At 64.5% G+C, this 24,545-nt stretch carries 19 protein-coding genes and 1 pseudogene; 15 read left to right on the forward strand and 5 right to left on the reverse strand.

Translation table 11 applies throughout. The features are described 5' to 3' along the window. Window positions 1-1,123: 1,123 nt before the first annotated feature. Window positions 1,124-2,452 (reverse strand): annotated as a pseudogene (locus N2603_RS45180) (ATP-binding protein); the annotation flags it as partial. 335 nt (window positions 2,453-2,787) lie between these two features. On the opposite strand from N2603_RS45180, the gene N2603_RS09990 reads away from it, so the two are divergent. After that, entirely contained in the window at window positions 2,788-3,516 is a 729-nt protein-coding gene (locus tag N2603_RS09990; protein ID WP_260388587.1) for an IclR family transcriptional regulator, read from the forward strand. A gap of 366 nt (window positions 3,517-3,882) precedes the next feature. Continuing rightward, on the forward strand, window positions 3,883-4,770 hold the full coding sequence (locus tag N2603_RS09995) for a helix-turn-helix domain-containing protein (RefSeq protein WP_260424175.1): 888 nt from the start codon (window positions 3,883-3,885) through the stop codon (window positions 4,768-4,770). 207 nt (window positions 4,771-4,977) lie between these two features. On the opposite strand, the gene N2603_RS10000 is transcribed toward N2603_RS09995, so the two are convergent. After that, complete coding sequence (locus tag N2603_RS10000) at window positions 4,978-5,211, reverse strand: hypothetical protein (protein ID WP_260388588.1); 234 nt, start codon at window positions 5,209-5,211, stop codon at window positions 4,978-4,980. A gap of 235 nt (window positions 5,212-5,446) precedes the next feature. Then, entirely contained in the window at window positions 5,447-5,689 is a 243-nt protein-coding gene (locus tag N2603_RS10005) for a hypothetical protein (RefSeq protein WP_260388589.1), read from the reverse strand. Between the two features lie 313 nt (window positions 5,690-6,002). On the opposite strand from N2603_RS10005, the gene N2603_RS10010 reads away from it, so the two are divergent. The 12 genes from N2603_RS10010 to cydB all read left to right on the forward strand — a co-directional run bounded on the left by N2603_RS10010 (window position 6,003) and on the right by cydB (window position 19,126). Next, window positions 6,003-6,284 carry a hypothetical protein gene (locus N2603_RS10010; protein WP_260388590.1) on the forward strand — a complete coding sequence of 94 codons (282 nt, stop codon included), beginning with the start codon at window positions 6,003-6,005 and terminating at the stop codon, window positions 6,282-6,284. Window positions 6,285-6,489: 205 nt separating this feature from the next. After that, window positions 6,490-9,264 carry an ATP-binding protein gene (locus N2603_RS10015; protein ID WP_260388591.1) on the forward strand — a complete coding sequence of 925 codons (2,775 nt, stop codon included), beginning with the start codon at window positions 6,490-6,492 and terminating at the stop codon, window positions 9,262-9,264. Window positions 9,265-9,658: 394 nt separating this feature from the next. Next, window positions 9,659-10,711 (forward strand): catalase family peroxidase, encoded by a 1,053-nt coding sequence (locus tag N2603_RS10020; protein WP_260388592.1) that lies wholly within the window; start codon window positions 9,659-9,661, stop codon window positions 10,709-10,711. Further along, window positions 10,708-11,271 (forward strand): cytochrome b, encoded by a 564-nt coding sequence (locus N2603_RS10025; RefSeq protein ID WP_260388593.1) that lies wholly within the window; start codon window positions 10,708-10,710, stop codon window positions 11,269-11,271. The genes N2603_RS10020 and N2603_RS10025 overlap by 4 nt, the downstream gene beginning before the upstream one ends. A gap of 183 nt (window positions 11,272-11,454) precedes the next feature. After that, the gene (locus tag N2603_RS10030) at window positions 11,455-11,595 is read left to right on the forward strand and encodes a hypothetical protein (protein WP_260388594.1); all 141 of its coding nucleotides are present in this window, start codon (window positions 11,455-11,457) and stop codon (window positions 11,593-11,595) included. Between the two features lie 3 nt (window positions 11,596-11,598). Continuing rightward, a complete protein-coding gene (fdhD, locus tag N2603_RS10035; RefSeq protein WP_260388595.1) occupies window positions 11,599-12,435 on the forward strand; it encodes a formate dehydrogenase accessory sulfurtransferase FdhD in 837 nt (278 codons plus the stop codon). Between the two features lie 18 nt (window positions 12,436-12,453). Continuing rightward, the gene (locus tag N2603_RS10040; protein ID WP_260388596.1) at window positions 12,454-13,134 is read left to right on the forward strand and encodes a YoaK family protein; all 681 of its coding nucleotides are present in this window, start codon (window positions 12,454-12,456) and stop codon (window positions 13,132-13,134) included. A 148-nt stretch (window positions 13,135-13,282) separates the two neighbouring features. Continuing rightward, complete coding sequence (fumC, locus tag N2603_RS10045; RefSeq protein WP_260388597.1) at window positions 13,283-14,719, forward strand: class II fumarate hydratase; 1,437 nt, start codon at window positions 13,283-13,285, stop codon at window positions 14,717-14,719. A gap of 12 nt (window positions 14,720-14,731) precedes the next feature. Continuing rightward, window positions 14,732-15,136 (forward strand): cupin domain-containing protein, encoded by a 405-nt coding sequence (locus tag N2603_RS10050; protein WP_018641396.1) that lies wholly within the window; start codon window positions 14,732-14,734, stop codon window positions 15,134-15,136. Between the two features lie 52 nt (window positions 15,137-15,188). Next, complete coding sequence (mqo, locus tag N2603_RS10055; protein WP_260388598.1) at window positions 15,189-16,721, forward strand: malate dehydrogenase (quinone); 1,533 nt, start codon at window positions 15,189-15,191, stop codon at window positions 16,719-16,721. Between the two features lie 18 nt (window positions 16,722-16,739). Then, window positions 16,740-18,140, forward strand: a complete 1,401-nt coding sequence (locus N2603_RS10060; RefSeq protein WP_260388599.1) for a cytochrome ubiquinol oxidase subunit I — start codon at window positions 16,740-16,742, stop codon at window positions 18,138-18,140. 2 nt (window positions 18,141-18,142) lie between these two features. Next, a complete protein-coding gene (cydB, locus tag N2603_RS10065) occupies window positions 18,143-19,126 on the forward strand; it encodes a cytochrome d ubiquinol oxidase subunit II (protein ID WP_260388600.1) in 984 nt (327 codons plus the stop codon). 87 nt (window positions 19,127-19,213) lie between these two features. Here the strand turns inward: cydB and N2603_RS10070 are convergent, their stop codons facing one another. Continuing rightward, window positions 19,214-20,461 (reverse strand): oxalate decarboxylase family bicupin, encoded by a 1,248-nt coding sequence (locus N2603_RS10070; protein ID WP_260388601.1) that lies wholly within the window; start codon window positions 20,459-20,461, stop codon window positions 19,214-19,216. Window positions 20,462-20,712: 251 nt separating this feature from the next. Here N2603_RS10070 and N2603_RS10075 point away from each other — a divergent pair, with 251 nt between their 5' ends. Further along, the gene (locus N2603_RS10075; RefSeq protein WP_260388602.1) at window positions 20,713-23,010 is read left to right on the forward strand and encodes an FdhF/YdeP family oxidoreductase; all 2,298 of its coding nucleotides are present in this window, start codon (window positions 20,713-20,715) and stop codon (window positions 23,008-23,010) included. A gap of 17 nt (window positions 23,011-23,027) precedes the next feature. Here N2603_RS10075 and N2603_RS10080 read toward each other — a convergent pair whose 3' ends face one another. Further along, window positions 23,028-24,521, reverse strand: a complete 1,494-nt coding sequence (locus N2603_RS10080) for a sensor histidine kinase (protein ID WP_260388603.1) — start codon at window positions 24,519-24,521, stop codon at window positions 23,028-23,030. Window positions 24,522-24,545: the final 24 nt, after the last annotated feature.

Here is a 24,545-nt window from a genome sequence, read left to right on the forward strand (position 1 = left end):
CGGGATTGCGCATCAGCCATCCGTTCTCGGCCCGGGCTTTCAATCCATCGCGCAGCAGCGCAATTCCGTCGCGATGCTCGCCCTGCAGAACGAGCAGCTGCCCCTTCAGGCACGATGTCCAGCTCGCCCAGAAAGCGATGCCCTCGCGCGTGACGAGCTTCAGGAGCGACGAGATCGCGCGATCGGCAGCGTCGAGATCATGCGTCATCAATGCAATCGGACAGACGGCATTCCGCAAGGCGTATGCCATCGCAAGCTTGTCGTTCTCGCTCTCCGCCTCCTGGAGGCATTCGGCGGCCAGGAATCTGCTTTGAGCAATCTTTCCCTGCAGTAGTAGGACGCGCGCCAGCATGGCCTTGGCCAGGACGCTCTGGTTCAGCAGGAACCACATCTGGTTCGTGCCGTCCTTCAACCCATGCGCCGAACGATCCAGAGACAGGGTCAGCTCACGTCGCGCATCCTCCTGCGCGCCGCAAAAGTGCGTCGCGGCGCCGATCAGGCGCCGGCCCACCGTCTCGTTGGCGGCATTTCCGGTGCGCAGCGCGATCTCGAGGTATCGCTCGCCGACTTCCTTAGCCGCGCCGTATTGGCCGGAATTGAGGTTGTAGCTCCACAGCGTCCAGACGGCCTTGAGCTGAAGCTCGAGGTCGCGCAGCTCCTCGGCGAGGACGAGCCCGATGTTCAGCGCCGCCTTCATGCGATCCGCCGAGCCCGTCGTGTTGAGAAGCGCGAACCCCAGCGCGACATAGAGCTGCGCCTTGAGCCCGGGATCGCAGGCCAGTTCGGGGTTGAAATGTGCAAGAGCATGCTCGATCCGCGTCGAGCATTCCGCGAAGGACAGCAGCTGCATCCATACCGGGACGTATCCCGCCGTCAGCGCGATCCCGAGTGCGGCATCTCCGCCTGGTGAGAACGTCCAATCCAGCGCCGCATGCACGTTTCCGATCTCCTGGGCGAGCCGGGAGGAGTCGTCGGAGGCTGCAGTGCCGCCGCCGGGCGACTGTATGAGCTGCCTGAGAAAGTCCGCTTGCCGCCGGGCGGCCTGCTCAACGAGCCCAGCCTCCGCGAGCTTCTCCAGCGCGTAGGCGCGGGTGCTCTCCAGCAGGCGCCATCGCCCGTCGAAGGATGGATCCAGGGAAACGAGGGACTTTCCGACCAGATTGGACAGGGTCTCGATGACGTCCGGCCGCGACGCGTCTTGGTCCATCATTGCGATGGCTGCATCGAGCGTGAAGCCGGCGGGAAACATCGCAAGCCGGCAAAGCAGCTGCTGCTCTTCCGGCGACAACAGATCGTAGCTCCAGTCCAGCGTCGCGCGTAGCGTCTGGTGCCGGGGCAGCTGATCACGGCGTCCGCCGCTCAGGAGCTCGAAGCGCTTGTCGAGGCGAAGCGATACGGTATCCACCCCGAGATTTGCGGCCCGGGCGGCTGCAAACTCGAGCGCGAGCGGAATTCCGTCGAGCCGGCGGCAGATCGCCGCGATCTTGACGAGGTCCTCCGCATCAGGAGCAAAGCTCGTGCGCAACGCCCGCGTGCGAGCGACGAACAATTGCACGGCGCTTTCCTGCAGAAGCAGGTCCGGCTCGCGCACGTCCAGACGGGGAACCGACAACGGCGGGATCGCAGCGACGTATTCGCCCTCGATGCGGAGGGCCTCGCGGCTGGTTGCGAGAACGGTGACGTTCGGACAATAGCGAAGCGCGGCACTCGCGATCTGCGCGGCGACGTCGATGACGTGCTCGCAATTGTCGAGGACGAGCAGCAGACGGCGCGAGCCGATGGTCTGGGCAACGCCCGCGGCCGAGACTTCCTTGTCGTTCAAGACGAGCCTCAAGGCGCGGGCGGTCGCGGATATCGCGAGTGCCGGATCCTGCAAGGTCGCGAATTCGACCAGCGCAACGGAATGGTCGAATGAGGATGCGACACGGTGCGCGACCTCGACCGCAAGCTTCGTCTTTCCGATGCCTCCGGGGCCGACCAGGGTCACGGCCCGGAACGCGGACAACACGTCGGCCAGCTCGTTCAGGCAATCCTCGCGGCCGATGAGAGGCGCGTGCGTGTTCGGCAGGTTGCTTGCGAACGAGGAGTCTGTCGGGATGGATACCGGCGTGGCTGCGAAGCGATCCGGCTCTCCGCTTCGCCAGGTCCCCGCGAGAGTATATCCGCGGCCGGAAATCGTCTTGAGCAGATCGCGATCCGCGCCGAGCGCCTTGCGGACCGCGGATATATGGACCTGCAGTGTGTTCTCCTCGACGGAGAGGCCTGACCAGACGCTTACGATCAGGTCATCCTTGGTCACCAGGTGGCCGGCGGAACCGGCCAATCTCTCGAGGATCTCGAATGCGCGGCTTCCGATCGGTACAGCGATGTTGTCGTATCTCAGTTCTCTGCGCTGGCAATCGATGAGCCAGTTCTTGAAAGAGTAGGTTCGACCAGCCTGTGAAGGCGACATAGAGGGGTCCGTGGATCAGCTTCACTGCCGTGATCCGGTGAAAGGCAATGGACCCACCCGGAAATCACCGATCCTTGGCAAGAATTTGAAAGCGTGAATGCGCGTGTGTGTCGTACAGGGAACATCGTTGGCGTGTCAAGAAGACCTTCTCAGTAGTCGGCGTTCCATCACTGCGTGATGGAAGCATCGACGCACTGATCGTTTGCTACACGAATTCGTGACGGCGATCGGAGATGACGAAAGTGGAAGGGGCGGCTGAAGGAAACGGAAAACGCGATCACGGAGGAGCGCAGAGCAGGGGATTTCGTGTTCCAACCGTTCAGAAGCTCGGCAGCTTGCTCCAGCTCTTCATTCCCGAAGTCGTCGATGGACGTGCTGCATGCACGGTCTACAGACTGCAGGATATCGCGCGCCATCTCGGTTGGGACGACGGTACGACGCATCGCTTCCTGGTGTCCCTGACCGAAATCGGCATGCTCGAGCGGACCGGCGACGATCGCTTCTGCATCGGCGTGCTCGCGGTGCAGCTTGCGTCTGTCTACGTCGCGGCGAGCGAGCTCCGCGGCGTCGTCATTCAAAAGGTCGAAGAGCTCAGCGCGGCGACGCGGCTGACGACGGATGTCGGTGCGTTGCAATGCGGCGCGATGGTTGTCATTGCAAGCAGGCAAGGGTCGACGCCGCTGACGTCGCGGTGCATGCTGGGAGAGAAGGTGCCGCTTCACGCCACGGCGGCCGGAAAGGCGATCCTGTCGCAGCTTGCCGATGCCGAGGTGGAGGAGTTGTGCCGCGGCAAACTGGTCGCTCTGGCATCCAACACCCGAACGACGTTGTCGTCGCTGATGTGGGACATCGCGCACGCCCGGGAGAGCGGGTTCGTCAGCACGCTCTCGGAATATGCCGAAGGTCTGCGCAGCATTGCGATTCCACTTCCTGCCGGCTGCTTCGGAATTCGTCCGGCCGCTCTGGCCTGCTCGGGTCCGGCGACCCTGTCTCACCGAGGGTGGGAGATCGCCGAGGAAGAGCTCAGGGCTTTTGCTGCCCACCTTCACAGCAGCGCAGCCTAGATCGTCATCATTCCGGACTCCGTCAGGTGCTGCATTCGCGGCATCGAGAGATGATCGGTATCGCCAATGGATCGATCGAGCGATCAGATCGACCGATCGCGCCGCTCCCCGCCTTGCGAATCCGATGCATGGTTCCGTGAGGACTGGAGCACCTGAAGATTCCTGATTTTGCGTCTCTTAACTGGCGAGCGGTTCTCACCTTGCTACCCTCATCGCGATCGAAGAGCTCCGTCGCCTGCACGCCAGGCCTGCGCAGCCCTCCTTTCTAGTCCGAGTAACACAGCAAGAGTCGTGATCATGCCCCAACCCTCGCGACGACCGAATGATGGACACGTCCCGGCAACGACCATCGCGGATGAAGGAGGAGTGGGGTTGCCGTTTGCCATCGCACCGGCGTCGTTCGCATCGCTCTCGGATGCGGTCGGTCATGCTGCCGTTGCGCGCGATCATGGCCTCGCGGTCCGGGACACGAGTACAATAGCCTTTGAGCAACTCGCCTTGGTCATTGCCATCGATGCGCACCCGCAGCGTCATCCCGGGACGCCGCCGCGTGAACCGGCGCGTGATATCGGCTGGCTGCGCGTTCAAATCCCGCCGCAGTCCGCATCCGGAATCAGATTGAGCTCTGCGAGGCTGGCGCTCATCACCGGTAAAGGAGCCGGCGCGGGACTTCACGATGCGCCGTCTGACGATCCCGTGCTTCAAAGCCTGTCCGAAGCTCTCCTCGCCGTCGAGAGAGTGCAGGAGGCTCACACAGCCCTTTGTGCCGATGCCCTGCGGCTTGCGGTGCTCGCCAGACTGTTCGCATTGCGGTCCGAGGGGCAGCCGCAGCCCGCCGAGCGAGGTGAGCGGCCGATCCAGGGGCTGCAGAAATGGCGCCTGAAGCGCGTGCTCGATTACATCGACAATCATTTCTGTCGAAAGATCGCGCTGGCGGATCTGGCGGCGGCCGCGGGCTTGAGCCGCATGCATTTCGCGGCCCAGTTCCGGACGGCAACGGGCTGCAGGCCGCACGAGTTCATTTTGCGGCAGCGGATACGACGGGCCAAGGATCTGCTGCGGGATTGTGAGATGCCGATTGTCGAAATCGCGCTCGCGGTGGGCTTTCAGAGCCAGGCCCACTTCACGACAACGTTCAGGCGCTTCACCGGCAACACGCCCAGCCGGTGGCGAAACGCGGCTGCGGCGGGTTTCGAGACCACGGGGACCTTGCCGTACGACCTCGTCCTGCCGGGTCGCGACAATCTTTCCTGATGGCGGTCCTCGACCGCCCGAGCGGCGACGGAGACAGAGTGAACGATCCGGCATTTGCCGAATCGCAATCGGAGGAATGACAGCGCCACGAGGAGCTGCCATTCCTCCTTCCAGCGTGAGATGGAAAAGCCGCGAGACTGTGCGGCGGTCCGCTTTGGCTCGGTGCGCGCGATCGCGTCGCGTCGAAGGAGCGTCGTCCGGCTCCGCTCAGTAACCGGACGTGGGCTCGCAAGGCGGACGGCGCCACGGGGCAGTTGCATAGGAGCCGACGTCCGGAGCCCGGGTACAGCTGCGCTTGGAGGTGACCGGAACACGCTGCGCCGATGCGTAGGCATCGACATTCGTCCGGCGCGCATTCGTATTGCCTTCGCGCGCCATCGCCGGGGAAGCAACCATCGCCGCGGCGATCAATCCGGCCGAGAGCAGTTTCAGTGTCGTCATCGTACGTCTCCTTGACAAAGCGATGCCGGGAACGCCTCGGCTCGCTCGCCAGACATGTGCATGCGTGCTCTCCATCCGCAGTATCAAACGAACGATGATTTTCGTCTTTGCACGGAGTCATGCGCGCGATATCCATGGCGATTGCGCGCGCACGACGCGGTCGCACTCCGTTCGAGCACGCGAACGATGGTCGCCTGTATCTGCAGGCTGCATCGCGTCTGCTCGTCCCGCCTTGTCATCGGCGCCAGTGATAGCCGTGAACCTGGCCTGCGCCAAACACGGGAGCGGCGCCACCGGGGCGCTCGAGTCCCATACGTCCTGCCGGCGTCAACGCGCCGCCATTCAGCACGTCGCGGTCGGGATACATCGAGGCATAGGCCGCGGGCTCCTGGTCGGCGAAGGACCAGGCGGCGGAAGCCGATGAAATTGTTGCTGTTGAGATCAGTGCCGTAGCGATCAGGATCTTGAATGCGCTCATAGCGATTCTCCATTGTTGTCTCGTGCGGAGAGTCGCTTGGCGGGGATCGCTGCTCGGCTGGTGGCGTTTCCGAAAATTGTCTTCTATGTCGAGATATATAGGTCGCCCTGCGGGCAAAACCCGTGCGCGTGCATCACGCTCGCGAGAAGATGGCCGAGTGCAGGACATGGTGCCCAGGCTATCGACGAATACCTTGTGCGTGTCGCATGGAATCCTGTCACCGATGTCAGAAACGATCGCGCGATCGTGCATGGTCAAATCGCGCGCGGCGCCCAGTTCTCGATTCAGGTCATACAGAATTGGGAGTGCAGCCATGAGACTGATCTCGTTTCTCTGCGTCGTCACCTGCCTTGCTCTCTCCGGCGCCGCGCTTGCCCGCGGCGGCGTCGGCTCGTCGATGTCGATGGCGAGCGGCGGTGCGCTCGGTACGAGTGCCGGCAGGCCCGGGACGAACTCGCTCGGTACCGCGCTTTCGTCGTCCGAGAGCGGCGGTCACGCGATGGGCGGGCCGTTGCTCGGCACGGACCGGACCATCGACAAGGAAGACGCCCGGCTCGCGAAGATGCTTGAAGGATCGATCTGCCGCGGCTGCTGAGATTTTCGCATCGAAGCGTGATTAGCGTAGGCTGACGCCGGAATTGGCTTCCGGGCGAGGTGTTTTTTTTGGAAAGGTTGGTGGTAGGCTGAGCACGAGATCCAGGAACCGCTTGGGGCTGTCGATGATGGCTGAGCCAGGCCAGCGACCCGTGTATGTGTGCGGGGAATGGGAAGTCGATCTTGCCCGACGGGAGTTGCGCTCGATGGGAGCGCCCGTTCCCTTGGGAGGGCGTGCCTTTGAGATCCTTGCCGAATTGGCGCAGGCCCAGGGCGAACTGGTCACCAAGAACGATCTGACCGAACGCGTGTGGCAGGACGTCTTCGTCGAGGACAGCGCACTCCGCGTGCACATTGCGGCGATCCGGAAGGCCCTCGGTTCGGGACGCGACATGCTCGTCACCACGGTCGGCCGCGGCTATCGCCTGGTGGGCGTGTGGCAGATCAGGCAGACCGACGCCCCGCTACAATCTGCCGCACCCGCACAGCTGTCGTCGACCAATATCCCCAACGCGTCATTCAATCTCATCGGCCGCGCGGCTGCGACCACGCATCTGTGGGAGCTGATGTCGGCCTATCGAGTCGTGAGCCTCGTCGGCCCCGGTGGAATCGGCAAGACGGCGCTTGCACTGGATGCCGCCAGAAAACCGCCGGCAGGCTTTCCCGCAGATCGATTGCTGGTCGAACTGGCCGCGCTGTCCGATCCCAGGCTCGTCTGCTCCGCCGTTGCGAGCGTGCTCGGCATCAAGCTCGAAGGCGAAGAGGTGTCGCCTGAGTCCATCGCGCGCGCGATCGGCGCCAGAAAATTGTTGCTGGTTCTCGACAATTGCGAGCATGTGGTCGACACCGTGGCCCAGGTTGCGGAGACCATCGTCAGTCGCTGTCCCGAGACCACCATCATGGCGACGAGCCGGGAAGCACTGCGCATCGATGGTGAGCATGTCTATCGCGTTACTCCCCTCGGCGTGCCGCCCCAAACCCGGCTCGAACCCGGCGCAGCATCCGCGTATGCCGCCATGGAGTTGTTCACGACGCGAGCAAGGGCCTTGGGTTCCAGCTTCGCGTCCGACGACGAGAACATCGATGCCGTCGCCGCCATTTGCCGGAGGCTGGATGGCATTCCGCTCGCGATCGAGTTCGCGGCGGCGCGCGCGGCGATGCTCAGTCCGCCGAAGATCGCCGCCCTTCTCGACGACAGGTTCAGATTCCTGACGACCGGCCGGCGTACGGCGCTACCGAGGCAGCAAACGTTGCGCGCGACGCTCGACTGGAGCTACGACCTGCTGCCGGAGTCTGAGGCCCGCCTGCTGCGGCGGCTCGGCATATTTGCCGGGGAGTTCTTGCTCGAAGCGGTGATCGCAGTCGCCGGCGAGGACATCGGCGATGTCACCGGGCAGCTCGCCAATCTGGTGGCAAAGTCGCTCGTCCTCGCCGACATCAGGGGCGACCGCCCATACTATCGCCTGCTGGATACCACGCGCGCTTACGCGATGGAAAAGCTTCATACCGGCGGAGAAGCTGCCGACGCGGCCCGCCGTCAGGCGAAGTACTATTGCGGCTTCTTCGCGAGCGCGGAAACCGACAGCGAGGTGAAGCCGCAGTCGGAGTGGCTTGCCTTCTATGGCCGGCACATCGACAACGTACGAGCGTGCCTCGACTGGTCCTTCTCGCCTGGCGGAGACGCGCAAGTCGGAGCGGCGCTGACTGCGGCGGCGGTTCCGCTATGGGTGCAATTGTCGCTCCTGTCCGAGTGCCGCGAGCGGACCGAACTGGCCTTGGCCAGCCTCGACGAGAGCGCCGCCAACGCATCGCGGCTCCGCATGCAATTGTCGGCCGCGCGGGGCTGGGCATTGATGTATGGCGTCGGAAGAGCCCGGGAGGCCGGACCTGCCTGGGCCGCGGCCCTGCAGCTTGCCGAGCAACTCGGCGACAGAGACTATCTGCTTCGAGCGCTCTGGGGACTATGCATCGATCAGTTCAACAATGGCGAGTTCCGCAAGGCGCTCGAATTCGCACACCGTTTCGCCGAGGCCGCGGCCGATTGCAGCAATTCCGTCGACCGGATGATGGCCGACCGGCTGCTCGCCACGTCGCTGCACTTTCTCGGAGATCAGAAACTGGCGCATCATCGCATTCAGCGGACCTTGTCGCGCCTCTCGGACCTCGCTGCGAAGCCGCAGGTCATTCGCTTCCGCTTCGATTTGAGAGCTTCGGCGCATTATTTCCAGGCGCGCATTCTGTGGCTGCTCGGTCGCCCGGATCAGGCATTGAGTGTCGTCGAGCGTAATGTCGAGGAAGGGAGGGCGAGCGGTCACGCTCTGACATTCTGCAGCATATTGGGCCAGGGCGCCTGCCCGGTCACCTTCCTTGCCGGTGATCTCGGCGCGGCGGAGCGCTATTGCACGATGCTGATCGAGCACACCGAACGTCATCCAATCCGGCTGTGGAACATCTGGGCGCGTGCATTCCGCGGCGTGGTGATGGTGCGAAACGGCGACGTCGGCACCGGATTGCCGCTGCTTCACAAGGCGCTCGAGCTGGCGGGCGAGGCGCGCTTCCTGCCGCGCTTCCTGCTACCACTCGGCGAACTGGCGGCATGCCTCGGTGAGGCCGGCGAGGTGTCGCAGGGGCTCGCAACCGCCGACCAGGCGCTTGCCAGGTGCGAGGCGAGGGACGAGCGCTGGTATGCAGCCGAGCTCTGGCGCATCAAGGGCGAGTTGTTGCTGCATCCGGGCGAATGCCGTTCGGTTGCCGCCGCCGAGCAGGCCTTCGACAATGCGTTCCTTGTGGCGCGGGAGCAGGGCGCGCTGTCCTGGGAGCTGCGAACGGCGATCAGCCTGGCACGGCTGAGGATGAGTCAGAACCGTGCCGAGGACGCACGCCGCGTTGTTGCGTCCGTGCATGACAAATTCACCGAAGGTTTCGAGACTTCGGACCTGAAACGCGCGCAAGCAATGATCGCGGAACTCTCGACGTCGTAGCTTCTCGCTGCAGTGGGATGCCCCGGGGGCGTCATCCGATGCCGTTGCGGCCTCGGTGAGCGCCGCATCCCCCGTGCTCCGGAACGTTCTGCAACTTGTTGCGGGATCAGCATGCTTTGATGGATCGGGGCGATCTTCCCATTCCGCGCGCTTGTATCCGGATTGCCCGCAGCCTCGGCGGCAAGTTCGACCGCGACCTCGCGGCCGTTTTCAGAACGCCGGAACAGATTCGTGGTGGCCGCCGAGAACGATGTGAACCGCCGTGCCTTCGCGAAATTTACGGTGCGTTTGGGAAGATCGCGCCAGCGTCGCCCCGCTAGAAAGACCTGATGTCATTCGAGCGGAGAGCTGCGCGTTCGATCGCCAGGCATCCTTCGTGTTGCAAGGAGACCTGATGAAACTGCCAGGCAGACTGGAGCGTTCGAGCGTTGGATCGCTCATCCTGATTGCAGCCGTCCTTGGCTGTAGTGCCGCGGCCTTCGCATACACCGCGGGCTGGCTCTCGCCTGGGCGTCTCACGCCGGATCGGATGATCGCGGCATTGACGCCGCCGAGCGGCCCGCCACTCGGACACCGGCGGAATCATGCCAAGGGAATCTGCTTCACCGGCACGTTCGAAGCGAACGGGAATGGTGTGGAGCTCTCCCGCGCCAAGGTGTTCGCGCAGGGCCGCTATCCGGTCCTCGGTCGTTTCAATCTCGGCACCGCCGATCCGAACGCGGTGGATGCGACCGTGCGCGTGCGCGGCATCGGGCTGCAGATATCGGCGGCGGACGGCGAGGAGTGGCGAATGGCGATGATCGACCCGCCGTTCTTTGCGGTCTCCACGCCCGAGGCGTTTCACGAGCTGCTGGTTGCGGCCGGCAAGAAGGATCCGGAAGCTATGACAGCGTTCACCCGCGCCAATCCGGAGTTCGGCGCGTTCGCAGCCTGGGCCAAATCGGCGCCCTGGACCGCAAGCTATGCGGAGGAGCCTTACAACAGTCTCAACAGCTTCGTCTTCACCAATGCGAAGGGCGATGAGCACACCGTGCGATGGTCGCTCGTTCCCACGGCAGTGACTGTTCCCATCGCGCAGGCGGATCTGCAGAAGCGCGGCCCCGATTTCCTCGAGCAGGACATCACGGACCGGGTGCGGTCCGCCCCGCAACGATGGACCATGGTCACCACCGTTGCCGATCCCGGCGATCCGACTGCTGATCCAAGCAGGGCCTGGCCGGAGAACCGGCGCAAGGTGCAGGTCGGAACGCTCGCGGTGCAGCGAATTGAAGCGGAGCGGGATGGACCCTGCCGCGACATCAATTTCGACCCGACCGTGCTGCCGCAGGGAGTCCGCGTCTCTGACGATCCTTTCCCGGCTGCGCGCTCGTCGGTCTACCGCAAATCCTACGATCTGCGGGCGTCCGAAGCCGGGGACTATCCGAGAAACGGGGCCGCCAAGCCATGACCAGTGCTCCGCATCACTTCGCCCCGATCCAGCGGCTGCTGCACTGGCTGATGGCGCTCTGCATCATCGCCATGCTCTTCATCGGTGTCGGCATGGTGTCGACCGTGGCGCCGAAATACCTGCCGCTCATCCTGATCCACAAGACGCTCGGCGTTGCGCTCCTCATCCTCGTCCTGATCAGGCTGGCGCTGCGGCTTCGCCTAGGCGCGCCGCCTTTGCCGGCCGATCTTCCGCCGGTGATGAAGCTCGGCGCTAAATTGTCGCATCTGCTGCTCTACGGCTTCATGATCGTCATGCCCTTGCTTGGGCTAGGCATGCTCTGGGCCGCAGCCTATCCAGTCGTCCTGTTTGGCGGGATTGAAATTCCTGCGTTGCTGCAGCAGAGCGACCGCGGGCATACGTTGCTTTGGAACGCCCATGGTTATCTGGGCCTTGCCTTCTTCGCCCTCGTGCTGCTGCACCTGGCGGCGGCGCTGTTCCACGCCTTGATCCGTCGCGATGGCGTGTTCGCGACGATCTCGCCCCTGCCGCAGCGGGAGCGGATGGAGCCCGCCGAATGAGCGCGCAGGCGGGCGTTCAATCCGGGAAGCTCGCCGCTCGTGCGTACAAGCTCGCCGCGCAACGCTCCGCATCGTGCAGATCAATAATATCGTCGTTTCCGCGAAAGATGAGCCGCAGGGCCCGCTTGTACGCTTGCTCCCATCCATGACCGGAAGACCGGTTGCGCGTGCAAGGGACAAGCCATGACGGATATGCCGAACTCGAAGGCGTCGCTCGGAAGGGCCTTCCACGCGATCAGCGGAAAATGGGGCTGGTTCGTTGCACTGGGCTTCGCGCTCGGAAGCCGGGCGTCGCGCCACTCGGCCCAGCCGGCGACGGTGTGAGCCATGATGACGGGTTCGACATTCACGCGGCATTGGGAGATCGCCTGGCGCGGCGGTCAGACACGGTCGACCTCGCGGCTGGTGGCCGAGGAGACGGCCATCGCGCTCACCTATAACGGCTCGACCCATGCCGTGATGATGGGGACGCCGGCCGATCTGGAGGATTTCGGTATCGGCTTCAGCCTCACGGAAGCCATCGTCGAACGACGAAGCGAGATCAGAAGCATCGATCTGATCCCGAACGAGCTCGGCATCGAGGTGCGGATGTGGCTCGATGGCGACCGCGCGGGGACGCTGGCCGCCCGTCGTCGCGCCATCAGCGGTCCTGTCGGGTGCGGACTATGCGGCATCGAAAGCCTCGAACAGGCGCGCCGCACGCCCTCGCGGGTGGAAGGCCGCGGCGTTGCCTTTCACGCGCGAGACCTGCTCGACGCGATGCAGGCGCTGTCACCCCTGCAGACGTTGAACCAGCACACGCGATCCGTGCACGCGGCGGCGTTCTGGAGCCCCCGCACCGGCATCGGCCCGGTCAGGGAGGACGTCGGCCGCCACAATGCGCTGGACAAGCTCGCGGGTGCCATCATGCGCGATGACAGCCCGGCTCGTGATGGCGCCGTGCTGCTGACGAGCCGCGTCTCGGTCGAGATGGTGCAAAAGGCGGCGATGATGGGCGTGCCGGTCGTCGTGGCCGTATCCGCTCCGACCGCGCTCGCCATCCAGACCGCGAAGGAAGCGGGCATCACCCTTGTGGCGATTGCCCGCGACGACGGATATGGCGTGTTCACGCACCCGCGACGCGTTCTGCTGCCTGACGAGGCTGCGCCGCGCGCGGGATGTTGACATTGCGGGCTGGCCAGCATGGCGATGCAGGCAGCATCTCCGGAGCCCGTAGCTGAGCTACGGGTCGCCGCGCACGCTCCGGAACGATCGCTGCCGGTTGCGGCCCTGCTGACGATGTCGGGCGGCTTTCTCGATGCCTTCACCTGGCTCTCGCTGGGCGGTGTGTTCGCGAGCTCGCAGACCGGCAATGTCGTCTTCCTCGGCATCGACGCCCTTTCGGGGCAATGGGAGCGGGCGGCGCATCATCTGCTTCCGATCGTCGTCTTTCTTCTCGGCGCATGGGTGGCGATCCGCATCCAGGCGCCGCTGCGCTGTCTCGTTGCGCAGATCGTCTGCCTCGCGGCCGTGATGCTGCTGCTGCACCGGATCCCTGATCCGCTCGCCATTCTCGGCATCTCCTTCGGCGTAGCGCTGCAATCGGCCAGCTTCAGGCACGTCGAACGCTGGAGCTATCTCTCGGTCACCGTCACCGGCAACATGCTGCGCGCCATCGATGAGTTCGTATCGACGCCCGATCGCGACGCCTCGCATGGCGGCGGCGCCATGCTCGTGCTCTGCCTGATGTTCCTGTGCGGCGCCGCCATCGGCGGCTTTGTCACGATGCGGCTCGGCGCGGCCAGCCTTGCGGTGCCGATCGCCTTGTCCGCATGCGCGCTATTGCTGTGCTGGCGGAACCGGATCGGCCGCGATCCGGACTGAGCGGTTTGTCCTCCGCTGTGCGCCGTCACACCATGCCATTCGGCAAAGCGACGTTCGTTCGCGGAAGCAGGTAGCGCGGTGCGCGCCGTATCATTTCCAGCAAGTGCCGGGATGGCGCTTCCGACATCAACTGCCACGAGAGGCAAGGATGAACGACCTTCGCAAAGAGACAGACAGCCTGGGTGAAGTGTCCGTTCCCGCGGACAAGCTCTGGGGCGCGCAGACGCAACGTTCGCTCGAACATTTCAGCATCGGCAAGGACCTGATGCCGCGCGAGATGATCCAGTCCTACGCGATTCTGAAAAAGGCCGCGGCAATCGCCAACTACGCCGGTGGCCGTCTCGACGGCAAGCTTCACAAGCTGATCGTCCATGTCTGTGACGAGATCCTGGCCGGCCAGCACCACGACATGTTTCCGCTTCACGTCTGGATGACCGGTAGCGGAACGCAGTTCAACATGAACGTGAACGAGGTGATCTCGAACCGGTGCTGTCAGATCGCGGGCACGCCGCTCGGCAGCAAGCATCCGGTCCATCCGAACGATCACGTCAACATGTCGCAGTCGTCGAACGACAGCTTCCCGTCGGCGATGTACATCGCCGCGGCCACGAACGTGACCGAGCGGCTCATGCCCGCCGTCGAGGCGCTGCACGACGCGATTGCCGAGAAATCGGACAAGTGGGACGACGTCGTCAAGATCGGCCGCACCCACATGCAGGATGCCACCCCGCTGACGCTGGGGCAGGAGTGGTCCGGTTACGCCGGCATGCTCGCGGACAACCTGGCGCGCATCGACGATGCGCTCAAGGGCGTGTTCCGGCTCGCGCTCGGCGGCACCGCCGTCGGCACCGGAATCAACGCGGCGCCGGGTTTCGCGGAGGCCGTCGCGGCCGAGATCGCGCGGTTGACCGGTCTTCCCTTCGTCAGTGCGCCCAACAAGTTCGCCGTGCAGGGCGCGCATGATGCGCTGGTGCAGCTGTCGGGCACGCTGCGCACGCTTGCCGGCTCGCTCTACAAGATCGCGAACGACATCCGCCTGATGTCCTGCGGCCCGCGCGCGGGCTTTGCCGAATTGCTGATCCCCGAGAACGAGCCGGGCTCGTCGATCATGCCGGGCAAGGTCAACCCAACGCAGGCGGAGGCGCTGACGATGATCGCCGTGCAGGTGATGGCGAACGACGTCGCCGTCGGTTTCGGCGGCGCCGGCGGCTATCTCGAAATGAACGTCTACAAGCCGCTGATCATCCACAACATCGCGCAGTCCGTCACCATTCTCGCCGACGGCTGCACGAACTTCCGCACCTTCCTGGTCGAAGGCGCCGAGCCGAACCACAAGAAGATCCAGGAATATGTCGAGAGATCGTTGATGCTGGTGACCGCGCTCGCACCGGTGATCGGCTACGACAAGGCGTCGCGGATCGCGCATTACGCGATGGACAACGATCTCACGCTGAAATCGGCGGCGTTGAAGCTCGGCTTCGTGACCGAGCCGGAGTTCGACCGCATCGTCGATCCCGCCAAGATGGTCAGACCCTACGTTGCCGAGATCAAGGTGCCGCTCACGATCGGCGCGAAAGCCGGCTGAAAGGAGAGAACGATGATCCGCTGTGTACGTCTATGGACCGGACAGGACAACAACTCGCATTTCGAGGAAGGCTTCCTCGAGCTGGAGCCGGGCCAGCGTGGCGACTTCCTGACCGGAAAGATCGATGCCGCCAGCGTCTCCTTCCAGGAGACCGAGTCGGGCGGCGCTTTCGCCTGGCACACCGCGCCGGTGCGCCAGCTCGTGATCACGCTCAGCGGAACGCTCGATTTCCAGACGCGTGACGGCCACCACTTCCTCATCCATCCCGGCAATGTCCTGCTGGCGGAAGACACCGCGGGCTCCGGGCACAGCTGGAAGCTGACGGACGATTCGTCCTGGCGCCGCGCCTATGTGGTGCTGCGGCCGGGAGCCGACGTGCCGTTCCGCGCCAAGGCGCGTCAGCCGGCGCGGGCCTGACCGGGCCATCCAGAGCACACCATCGCACCCCAACCAAACGAAGAGAACTGCCATGCAAGGAACTTCCGAATCCGACGTCGTCCTCATTGGCGCAGGCATCATGAGCGCCACCCTCGGTGTCTTTCTCAAGGAGCTGGAGCCATCGCTCACGATCCAGATGCTCGAGGCCCTCGAGGATTGCGCGCTCGAAAGCTCGGATGCCTGGAACAATGCCGGCACCGGCCACGCGGCCAATTGCGAGATGAACTACACGCCGCAGCGGTCCGACGGCAGCATCGATATCTCCAAGGCGCTCGAGGTCAATGTCGAGTTCGACCTGTCGCGGCAGTTCTGGTCCTATCTCGTCGCGCGCGGCGCGATCGCCGATCCCAGATCCTTCATTCATCCCGTGCCGCACATGAGCTTCGTGCACGGTGTCGACAACGTCGCCTTCCTCAGGAAGCGGTTCAAGGCGATGGCGGCGCATCACTGCTATGAGGGTATGGAATACAGCGAGGATCCGTCGAAAATCGCCGAGTGGGCGCCGTTGGTGATGGAGGGCCGCGCCAGTGGCGATCCCGTCGCGGCGACGCGCATCATCACCGGGACCGACGTCGATTACGGCTCGCTGACCCATCTCCTGGTCCGTCATCTCGTCGGCCAGCCGGGCTGCGCGGCGCACTACAAGAGCTGCGTCACCGATCTCGCTCGCGAGCAGGACGGTCGCTGGCGCATCGAGGTGCGCGACACCGACAGCGGCGAGACGCGATCGGTGCGCGCCAAGTTCGTCTTCATCGGCGCCGGCGGCGGTGCGCTGCCGCTGCTCGAAAAGTCCGGGATTCCGGAGGGGCGTGGCTATGGCGGTTTCCCGGTCAGCGGGATCTGGCTGCGCTGCGACGATCCGGAGATCAACAAACGTCATCATGCCAAGGTCTACGGCAAGGCCGCCGTCGGCTCACCGCCGATGTCGGTGCCGCATCTCGACACCCGCGTGATCGGCGGCCAGCGCTCGCTGCTGTTCGGACCCTATGCCGGCTTTTCGAGCAAGTTCCTCAAGCACGGCTCGCTGCTCGATTTGTTCGAGTCCGTTCGTCCCGCCAACGTCAAGCCGCTGCTGTCGGTGGCGCGCGACAATTTCGGCCTCACGGAGTACCTGGTCGGGCAGGTGCTGCAGTCCGAGAGCCACCGTCTTGCGGCACTCGACGAATATTTCCCGAAGGCCGATCCGAAGGACTGGCGGCTGCAGGTGGCGGGCCAGCGCGTCCAGATCATCAAGCCCGACGTCAAGCGCGGCGGATTGCTCGAGTTCGGGACCGAGCTCGTCGGCGCCGACGATCATTCGCTGGTCGCCCTGCTCGGCGCCTCGCCGGGCGCCTCCACCGCGGCGTTCATTGCGATCAGCGTGCTGCAGAAGTGCTTCGCCGGCGAGCTGACGGCGAGTGCCTGGCTGCCGAAGCTGAAGCAGATCATCCCGTCCTATGGCGTGTCGCTGATCGAGGATGCGGATTTCTGCCGCCAGATCCGCGCAGCGACGGCGGAGGTGCTCAAGGTCGACAACATCCCGCAGCCGGCCGCGCGTGCGCCGGCGGTCGCCAAGCGAGCGTAGGAAGAGAGGGGGCTTGCCATGGACCCGACGGCGCTTCTCCTCTCGCGGCTGCAGTTCGCCTTCACCATCTCGTTCCACATCATCTTCCCGGCGTTCACGATCGGGCTTGCGGCCTGGCTCACCGTGCTCGAAGCGATGCACCAGTACACCGGCAGGCCCGTCTACCGGACCCTGTTCGAGTTCTGGCTCAAGATCTTCGGCGTCGCCTTCGGCATGGGGGTGGTATCGGGCGTGGTGATGGCGTTCCAGTTCGGAACGAACTGGAGCGTGCTGTCGAGGATGTCGGGTCCGATCCAGGGCCCGCTTCTCTCCTACGAGACGTTCACCGCCTTCATGCTGGAGGCGGGCTTCTTCGGCATCCTCATCTTCGGGCGGCCGCGGGTGCCGCCCTGGTTCTACCTGTTCTCCACTGCGATGGTCGCGCTCGGAACCACGCTTTCGGCGTTCTGGATCATGGTCAACAACAGCTGGATGCAGGTGCCGACCGGCTACGTATTGGAGAACGGCCAGTTCGTGCCGAACGATTGGGCGCAGATCATCTTCAACCGGGTGGTCTGGGTCCGCTTTCCGCACATGCTGCTTGCCTCATATCTCACCGGTGCCTTCTGCGTAGCGGCGACCGGCGCGTGGTATCTGCTGCGGCGGACCTATCGGGCCGAGGCGCATGTGATGCTGCGCATGGGTCTTGCGCTCGCGGCGGTGCTGCTTCCGGTCCAGCTCTTCATCGGGCATCTCGTCGGCGACTACGTCCACGACTACCAGCCCGCCAAGTTCGCCGCGATCGAGGCGCGCTGGCATGACGAGCAGCCGGCCTCCGAGGTGCTGATCGCGATCCCCGATTCCGCAACTGAGTCGAACGGATACGCCATCTCGATTCCGGTGCTCGGCAGCATCATCGGCAGCATGAGCCTGACGTCGAAGGAGGTCGGCCTGACCAGCTTCGCGCCGCAGGATCGCCCGCCCGTGGCGATCCCGTTCTTCGCCTTCCGCATCATGGTCGGCTGCGGCTTCGTGATGCTGGGGCTGGCCTGGTTCGGGAGCTGGCTCGGCCTCAAGCATCGGCTCGAGCGCAGCCGCCTGCTGCTGTGGGGCATCTTCCTCAGCTTCCCGCTGCCGTGGATCGCGATCCTGACCGGCTGGTACACCGCGGAAGTCGGCCGCCAGCCCTGGACCGTCTACGGCGTGTTGCGGACCGCCGATGCCGTGACGCCGTTCCTCACGGCGTCCGCCGCGCTGACCTCGCTGATCCTCTTCGTCGCGGTCTACGCCTTCATCTTCTCGTTCGGGACCTATTACATCTATCGGCTGCTGCGCGCCGGCCCGGCGGGACTCGGCGGCAAGCCGCTCCATGTCCCGGTGCCCAACCGGCCGATGTCGCTTGCCGACAAGATGCCGGCAGTCGTCGAAGCGGGAGAATAGCCATGGTGACGTTCTGGGTTGCGCTGCTTGCCATCAGCATCCTGATCTATCTTCTTCTCGACGGATTCGACCTCGGCGTCGGGATGCTGTTTGGCCTTGCAGGCAGCGAGACGAGGCGTGAGGCGATGCTGCGCACGGTCGCTCCGGTCTGGGACGGCAACGAGACCTGGCTGATCGTCACCGGCGTGATCATGTGGGGCGCGTTCCCCGTGGTCTATTCCATGCTGCTATCCGCGCTCTATATCCCGGTCCTGGTCATGCTCCTGGGACTGATCCTGCGCGGCGTCGCGTTCGAGTTTCGCGGCAAGGCGTCAAGCACGCGCTGGATCTGGGACGTCAGCTTCACTGCGGGGTCGTTTGCCGCAAGCTTCATGCAGGGCGCCATGGTCGGGGCGCTGGTCGAGGGACTTCAATTCTCGAACGGCGAATATGCCGGAGGCACCTTCGGCTGGCTGACGACCTTCTCGGTCTTGTGCGGGATCGGCCTGTGCTTCGGCTATGCATTGCTCGGCGCCTGCTGGCTCGTGCGGAAGTGCGATGGGTCCATCCGCGAGGCCACGCGGCGTCAGATCCCGTTGCTCGCCGTCGCGGTGCTGGCCTTCCTCGTCGTCGTCTTCACCCACGCCCTCATCGAACATCTGCCAATCCTGCGCCGGTGGATCGAGCGGCCGTATCTTTTCCTGTTTCCCCTCGCCGGCGCAGGCGCGGCCGCGGTGCTCGCCACGAGCATCCTGCGCCACGACGATTATTGGCCCTTCCACATGGTTTCGCTGATCTTCGCGGCGGCGTTCGGCACGCTCGCTTTGTCGTTCTGGCCCTATATGATCCCGTTCGTCGTCACGATCGACGAGGCCGCGGCGCCGCATGCAAGTCTCGCCTTCATGTTTTGGGGCGCCGGCCTGTTCGTCTTCCCGCTGATGCTGCTCTACGTCGCGGTCGGTTATCGTGTCTTCCGGGGCAAGACGGCGGCGGCGGATCATTATTGATGGCTGCTCGTCCGAAGTTGCTGTGGGCCACAATCGATAAAAAGAATGGCGCCGGTTTCGGCGCCTTTCTCGCTTGGAATTTTGTTTTCAGGACTTGGGCATGACGCCGGGGCTGTTGTCCGGCCATTGCGCGACCAGCTTCTCGTCGATGTTGAAATGCTGGGCGACGAGCTTGGGCGGCGTGTGTGTCAGCCAGTTGGAGAGCGAGACCTCCTCGTAGCGCGGCGCGCGGAACACGCCGACGAACTGCAGCTCGGTGTCGCCGACATTCTCGACATAATGGCCGAGATTGCGCCGGACATAGCCGATGTCGCCGGCCGAGAAATCCGTCGTCAGCGCGTTGGGCCCGGTGTCGAACACCGTCATCCGCGCCTTGCCCTTGATGTAGTACTGCCACTCGTCGGCGTTCGGGTGCCAGTGCATCTCACGCACCGCGCCCGGCGGCATCGTCACCAGCGCCGCAGCGACGGTGGTGGCCACCTTGAAGTTGCTGCTGTCGGCGACGCGGATGCTGCCGGCGGAGCTCTCCTTGACCGGAGCAGAACTGCCGAGCGAGTGGATGAAGGGATAGGGCGGTGCTTCGGCTTGCCTTGCGACTGCGGCGCGATCGGCGGCGAGATCGCCGGGCACAGTGCCCTGGAAAATCCAGCGATTGTGCAGCGGGATTTTTGCGAAGGCGTCGGCCGGCACGCCGAAGTTCTTCGCCAGCACCTCGGGCGGCGTATGGGCGAGCCAGTCCGTCACCAGCAGCGTGTTGAACTCATTGGCGTGGCCGTCGTCGAAGCAGATCACGAATTCGCAGCCGTCGGGACCCAGGCCCTGCAGCGAATGCGGCGCGCCCGGCGGGAAATACCAGAGGTCGCCGGCCTTGAGGTCGCCGACATAAGGGCGCCCTTGCGTGTCCAGCACGGTGATGCGGCAGCTGCCGTAGGTCATGATCGCCCATTCGGCGGCCTGATGCCAATGCAGCTCACGGATGCCGCCGGCGGCCAGGCGCATGTTGACGCCGGAAATCTCCTTGGAGATGGCGAAGTCTTCGACGGTGACCTGACGGGCCCAGCCGCCGTTCTGGATGCGTCGCGGCGCATTGTTGAACGAGGCCCAATCCATCGGCAGCCCGCCGACGTCCGTCGCCGGCGGCGTTTGTGAGGAGGGGAATTGCCTGGCCAGGTCGGGATTTTGCGGACCGGGATCGGTCAGGCTTCCTGGGCTCTTGGCGTTGATGGCGCCCTGCGGCGGCTCATCGGGATTGCCGAATGTTGCGGCCTGCGCACTGGAGCCGACCATGGCGGCACCTGCCGCGGACATGGCCAGCAGATCACGTCTTGAAAACATCTTGGGTCGCTCCTGAAAATTGTCGAAAGCCCTCCGTCGCGATGGGGCTCCAACCGCCAAGCCTAGTTTCCGCCTGTGGTTTCAGCTTCCGGGAACGGCGCTATTTTTGCCGGAATGCACTGGCTGCTGCTGCGGCAGGGCGGCCGGGACCGAACGTGTGCAATTGAGGAATTGCGTTTGTTTTGGGAAGACGGCGCTGCCTGCGCGATCCTTAACTGGCCCGGAGAATGGCAAGATCGAGAGATGTCGAGATGACCACGAAATCGGTTCGTCCCTACCGTGAACCCGCCGGCGGCTGGGGCGCGCTCAAGGCGCTCAGCGAAGCGCTCCTGGTGCAGCGCGTGCCGCTGAAGGGCGCGGCGACGCTGAGCCGGATGAATCAGCCGGAAGGCTTTGATTGTCCCGGCTGCGCCTGGCCCGATCCGAAGCACACCTCCTCGTTCGAATTCTGCGAGAACGGCGGCAAGGCGATCGCGTGGGAGGCGACGTCGAGGCGATGCACGCCCGAATTCTTCGCCGAGCACACCGTCACGGAGCTCGCGAGCTGGAGCGACTACGATCTCGAGATGGTCGGGCGGCTCACGCATCCGATGGCCTATGATGCCGCATCCGACCGCTATCTCCCGGTGGAGTGGAGCGATGCGTTCGACATGATCGGACGTGAGCTCAGGGCCTTGCCGGATCCGAACATGGCGGAGTTCTATACCTCGGGACGGACCTCGAATGAGGCCGCCTTCCTCTATCAGCTCTTCGTGCGCGAATACGGCACCAACAATTTCCCCGACTGCTCGAACATGTGCCATGAGGCGACCAGCGTCGGCCTGCCGCACTCGCTCGGCGTCGGCAAGGGCACCGTGCTGCTGGAGGATTTCGACAAGGCCGACTGCATCTTCATCTTCGGCCAGAATCCGGGCACCAACAGCCCGCGGATGATGACCAGCCTGCGCAATGCGGCCCGCCGCGGCGCCTCCATCATCTCCTTCAATCCGTTCCGCGAGCGGGCGCTGGAGCGTTTCCAGGCACCGCAGAGTCCGGTCGAGATGATCACGCTGTCGTCGACGACGATCAGCTCGAAACTGTTCCAGGTGCGGGTCGGCGGCGACGTCGCCACCCTCAAGGGAATCATGAAGATCCTGGTGGAGGCCGACGAGGCCGCCCAAGCAGCCGAGCAGCCGGAGATCCTCGACTGGGACTTCATTCGCGGTCACACCGTCGGCATCGAGGCGTTGATCGATGATCTCAAGCGCACGCAATGGCCCGACATCGAACGCCAGTCCGGCCTGACCCGCGAGGATATGGAATATGCGGCCGGCGCCTACATGAAGGCGGAGCGCGCCATCCTCGTCTACGGCATGGGCATCACCCAGCACTGGCGCGGCGCGAACAACGTCCAGCAGATCGCCAACCTCGCGCTGTTGCGCGGCAATGTCGGACGCGAAGGCGCCGGCGTCTGCCCGGTTCGCGGCCACTCGAACGTGCAGGGCGACCGCACCGTGGGGATCACAGAGGTTCCCAAGGCGGACTTCCTCGAACTCCTGGAGCAGCGCTTCGGCTTCAAGCCGCCGGCTGCACCGGGACACAATGTGGTGACTGCGCTGGAAGCGATGATCCGCGGCGAGGTGAAGGCCTTCTTCGCGATGGGCGGCAATTTCGCCGCGGCCATTCCGGACTGGCAGGCAACCCAGGCGGCGCTCGGCAAGCTCGATCTGACCGTCCATGTCTCGACCAAGCTCAACCGCAGCCACCTGATCCACGGCCGTGCCGCCCTGATCCTGCCGTGTCTCGGCCGCACCGAGATCGACATCCAGGCATCGGGGCCGCAGTCGATCACGGTGGAGGACTCGATGTCGATGGTGCATGCGTCCGGCGGCCGCAACAAGCCGGCCTCGGAGCATCTCCTCAGCGAGGTCGCGATCATCGCCGGCGTCGCCAGGGCGACGCTGGGCGAGCGCACGGTGGTCGACTGGGACGGCTTCGTTGCCGATTACGACCGCATCCGCGATGCGATCGAGGCGGTGTTCCCGATCTTCCAGGGCTACAATGCCCGCATCCGCGTGCCCGGCGGCTTCCACCTTACCTCGACGGCGCGCGAACGCATCTGGGCGACGCCGTCGGGCAAGGCCAACTTCCTGGTCTTTCCGGGTTGCGGCGAGGATCCACCGCAGAGCGATGACGATTTCCTGTGGCTCACCACCATACGCAGCCACGACCAGTACAACACCACGCTCTATTCGATGTCCGACCGTTACCGTGGCGTGTTCGGCCAGCGCGACGTCGTGTTCCTCAACGAGTATGAGTTGAAGAGGCGGGGCTTGGCCGACGGCGACCGCGTCGACCTCATCACCGCCTCGACCGACGGCGCCGAGCGGATCGTGCGCAACTTCCGCGTCGTGGCCTATTCCTTCCCGACCGGCTGCTGTGCGGCGTACTATCCGGAAACCAATCCGCTGGTGCCGCTCTATGCCCGCGACCCCCTCAGTTTCACTCCGTCATACAAGGGGGTTCCGATCCGTCTGGTGCGCTCGGCCGGACCGGAGCAACAGAGGTAACCGCGGAAAAATTGCGGTCAGGCATTCACACTGAGATCGGACCGCGGCGAATCCGCCGCGACGGACATCGGCAGGGTGAACCAGAAACGGGCGCCGCCCTGCGCGGCGCTGCCCTCGGCGCCGATCCGCCCTCCATGTGCTTCGACGATCGACCGGCAGATGGGAAGTCCCATGCCCATGCCGCTCTCCTTGGTCGTGAAGAAGCTGTCGAAGAGCCGGCCGGCATGTTCGCCGGCGATGCCGGGTCCGTTGTCCTCCACGGAGCAGCACAGCGTGGCCGCGTCCTGCGCGACCGTGCTGATGACGATCCTGCGATCGTCAGATCCCGCCTGTGTCATCGCCTGCACCGCGTTGATGGCCAGATTGACGATCACCTGCTGGAGCTGGGTGCGGTCGCCGAGCACCTGCGGTGCGGCCGGATCAGGCCGGTGCAGGATTGTTACGCTGCGGGATTCCATCTCGTGCCGCAGGAAGAGAAGGGCTTCGCGAACGATCTCGTCAAACGACAGGGAGGCCTGCTCGGGCGCTTTCCGCGAGGCCATGCCGTGAACGCGCGCCACGATGTTTGCGGCGCGCTTTGTATCCACGACGATGTTCTCGATGGTCTTGCGGATCTCGACGATATCCGGAGCCGGCCTGTTCAGCCATCGCAGCCCGGCGGCGCCATTGGTGGCGATGGCGGCGAGGGGCTGGTTGACTTCGTGCGCGATCGAGGCGGTGAGCTCGCCCAGCATCGAGACCCGCGCGGCATGCGCGAACTCGGCCTGCACCTGCTGAAGCTTCTGCTGGGCGCGAACACGCTGTGAGATGTCGATCGTGCCGACCAGGCTGACCTCGAGATCGTTGATGGGGCCGACGCGGGCGGTCGTGAAGAGAACGTCGACGACGCGGCCGTCCCACGTGACCATCTTGGTTTCTTCCTCGAAGTTCGTCTCGCCGCGATAGCGGGACTCCATCGCCCGGCGGAACGTGTCGGGGCGCTCCTTCCAGGTGTCGGCCAGGGAACGTCCGACATAGCCCTCGCTGCCTCCGCCGAACATCTGGATCGCGCGTTCATTGGCCTCCTGGAACGTGAGCGCATCCATGCAGGTCCGCAGGAACTCGGGATGGCTGTCGAAATAGGTGCCGAGATCCTTGACGCCTTCGGCGCGCAGCTTTCGAAACAGCGCGACGAGCCGGCTGGCGTCGAGCTGCCGGAACGCGATCGGCATGCGGCCGAACAGATGGCGGTAGCGCAGCTCGCTCCGCTCCAGCTCGACGTGGGCCTTCTTCAGGGCGGTGATATCCATGATCGCGCCGACGAGCGTCAGCGAAGCGGCCAGAAAAGCGGCAAAAGCGATCGCCGTGAAATTGTCGCCAAGCAGTGAACAGGCGAAGGACAGCAGGGTCAAAACAAGGCTACCCCAAGCCCACAGCAGAATCCGGTCCTGTATTGTCTGGATCGGCAGCAGACGGCGCCACCATCGCTGCGGCTTTACGGGATGAGAGCCATCCAGGCGTTCGAGCGTCATGCGGAAGGTCTAGCGCGCCGCCGA

Source organism: Bradyrhizobium huanghuaihaiense, assembly GCF_025200885.1.
Classification (GTDB): Bacteria; Pseudomonadota; Alphaproteobacteria; order Rhizobiales; family Xanthobacteraceae; genus Bradyrhizobium; species Bradyrhizobium huanghuaihaiense.

What these genes read in the sequence shown, in the direction of transcription:
- N2603_RS10000 (WP_260388588.1), bottom strand. Translation starts at nt 5,211, where the DNA reads ATGACGACACTGAAACTGCTCTCGGCCGGATTGATCGCCGCGGCGATG.
- N2603_RS10005 (WP_260388589.1), bottom strand. Translation starts at nt 5,689, where the DNA reads ATGAGCGCATTCAAGATCCTGATCGCTACGGCACTGATCTCAACAGCA.
- N2603_RS10010 (WP_260388590.1), top strand. Translation starts at nt 6,003, where the DNA reads ATGAGACTGATCTCGTTTCTCTGCGTCGTCACCTGCCTTGCTCTCTCC.
- N2603_RS10015 (WP_260388591.1), top strand. Translation starts at nt 6,490, where the DNA reads ATGGGAGCGCCCGTTCCCTTGGGAGGGCGTGCCTTTGAGATCCTTGCC.
- N2603_RS10020 (WP_260388592.1), top strand. Translation starts at nt 9,659, where the DNA reads ATGAAACTGCCAGGCAGACTGGAGCGTTCGAGCGTTGGATCGCTCATC.
- N2603_RS10025 (WP_260388593.1), top strand. Translation starts at nt 10,708, where the DNA reads ATGACCAGTGCTCCGCATCACTTCGCCCCGATCCAGCGGCTGCTGCAC.
- N2603_RS10030 (WP_260388594.1), top strand. Translation starts at nt 11,455, where the DNA reads ATGACGGATATGCCGAACTCGAAGGCGTCGCTCGGAAGGGCCTTCCAC.
- fdhD (WP_260388595.1), top strand. Translation starts at nt 11,599, where the DNA reads ATGATGACGGGTTCGACATTCACGCGGCATTGGGAGATCGCCTGGCGC.
- N2603_RS10040 (WP_260388596.1), top strand. Translation starts at nt 12,454, where the DNA reads ATGGCGATGCAGGCAGCATCTCCGGAGCCCGTAGCTGAGCTACGGGTC.
- fumC (WP_260388597.1), top strand. Translation starts at nt 13,283, where the DNA reads ATGAACGACCTTCGCAAAGAGACAGACAGCCTGGGTGAAGTGTCCGTT.
- N2603_RS10050 (WP_018641396.1), top strand. Translation starts at nt 14,732, where the DNA reads ATGATCCGCTGTGTACGTCTATGGACCGGACAGGACAACAACTCGCAT.
- mqo (WP_260388598.1), top strand. Translation starts at nt 15,189, where the DNA reads ATGCAAGGAACTTCCGAATCCGACGTCGTCCTCATTGGCGCAGGCATC.
- N2603_RS10060 (WP_260388599.1), top strand. Translation starts at nt 16,740, where the DNA reads ATGGACCCGACGGCGCTTCTCCTCTCGCGGCTGCAGTTCGCCTTCACC.
- cydB (WP_260388600.1), top strand. Translation starts at nt 18,143, where the DNA reads ATGGTGACGTTCTGGGTTGCGCTGCTTGCCATCAGCATCCTGATCTAT.
- N2603_RS10070 (WP_260388601.1), bottom strand. Translation starts at nt 20,461, where the DNA reads ATGTTTTCAAGACGTGATCTGCTGGCCATGTCCGCGGCAGGTGCCGCC.
- N2603_RS10075 (WP_260388602.1), top strand. Translation starts at nt 20,713, where the DNA reads ATGACCACGAAATCGGTTCGTCCCTACCGTGAACCCGCCGGCGGCTGG.
- N2603_RS10080 (WP_260388603.1), bottom strand. Translation starts at nt 24,521, where the DNA reads ATGACGCTCGAACGCCTGGATGGCTCTCATCCCGTAAAGCCGCAGCGA.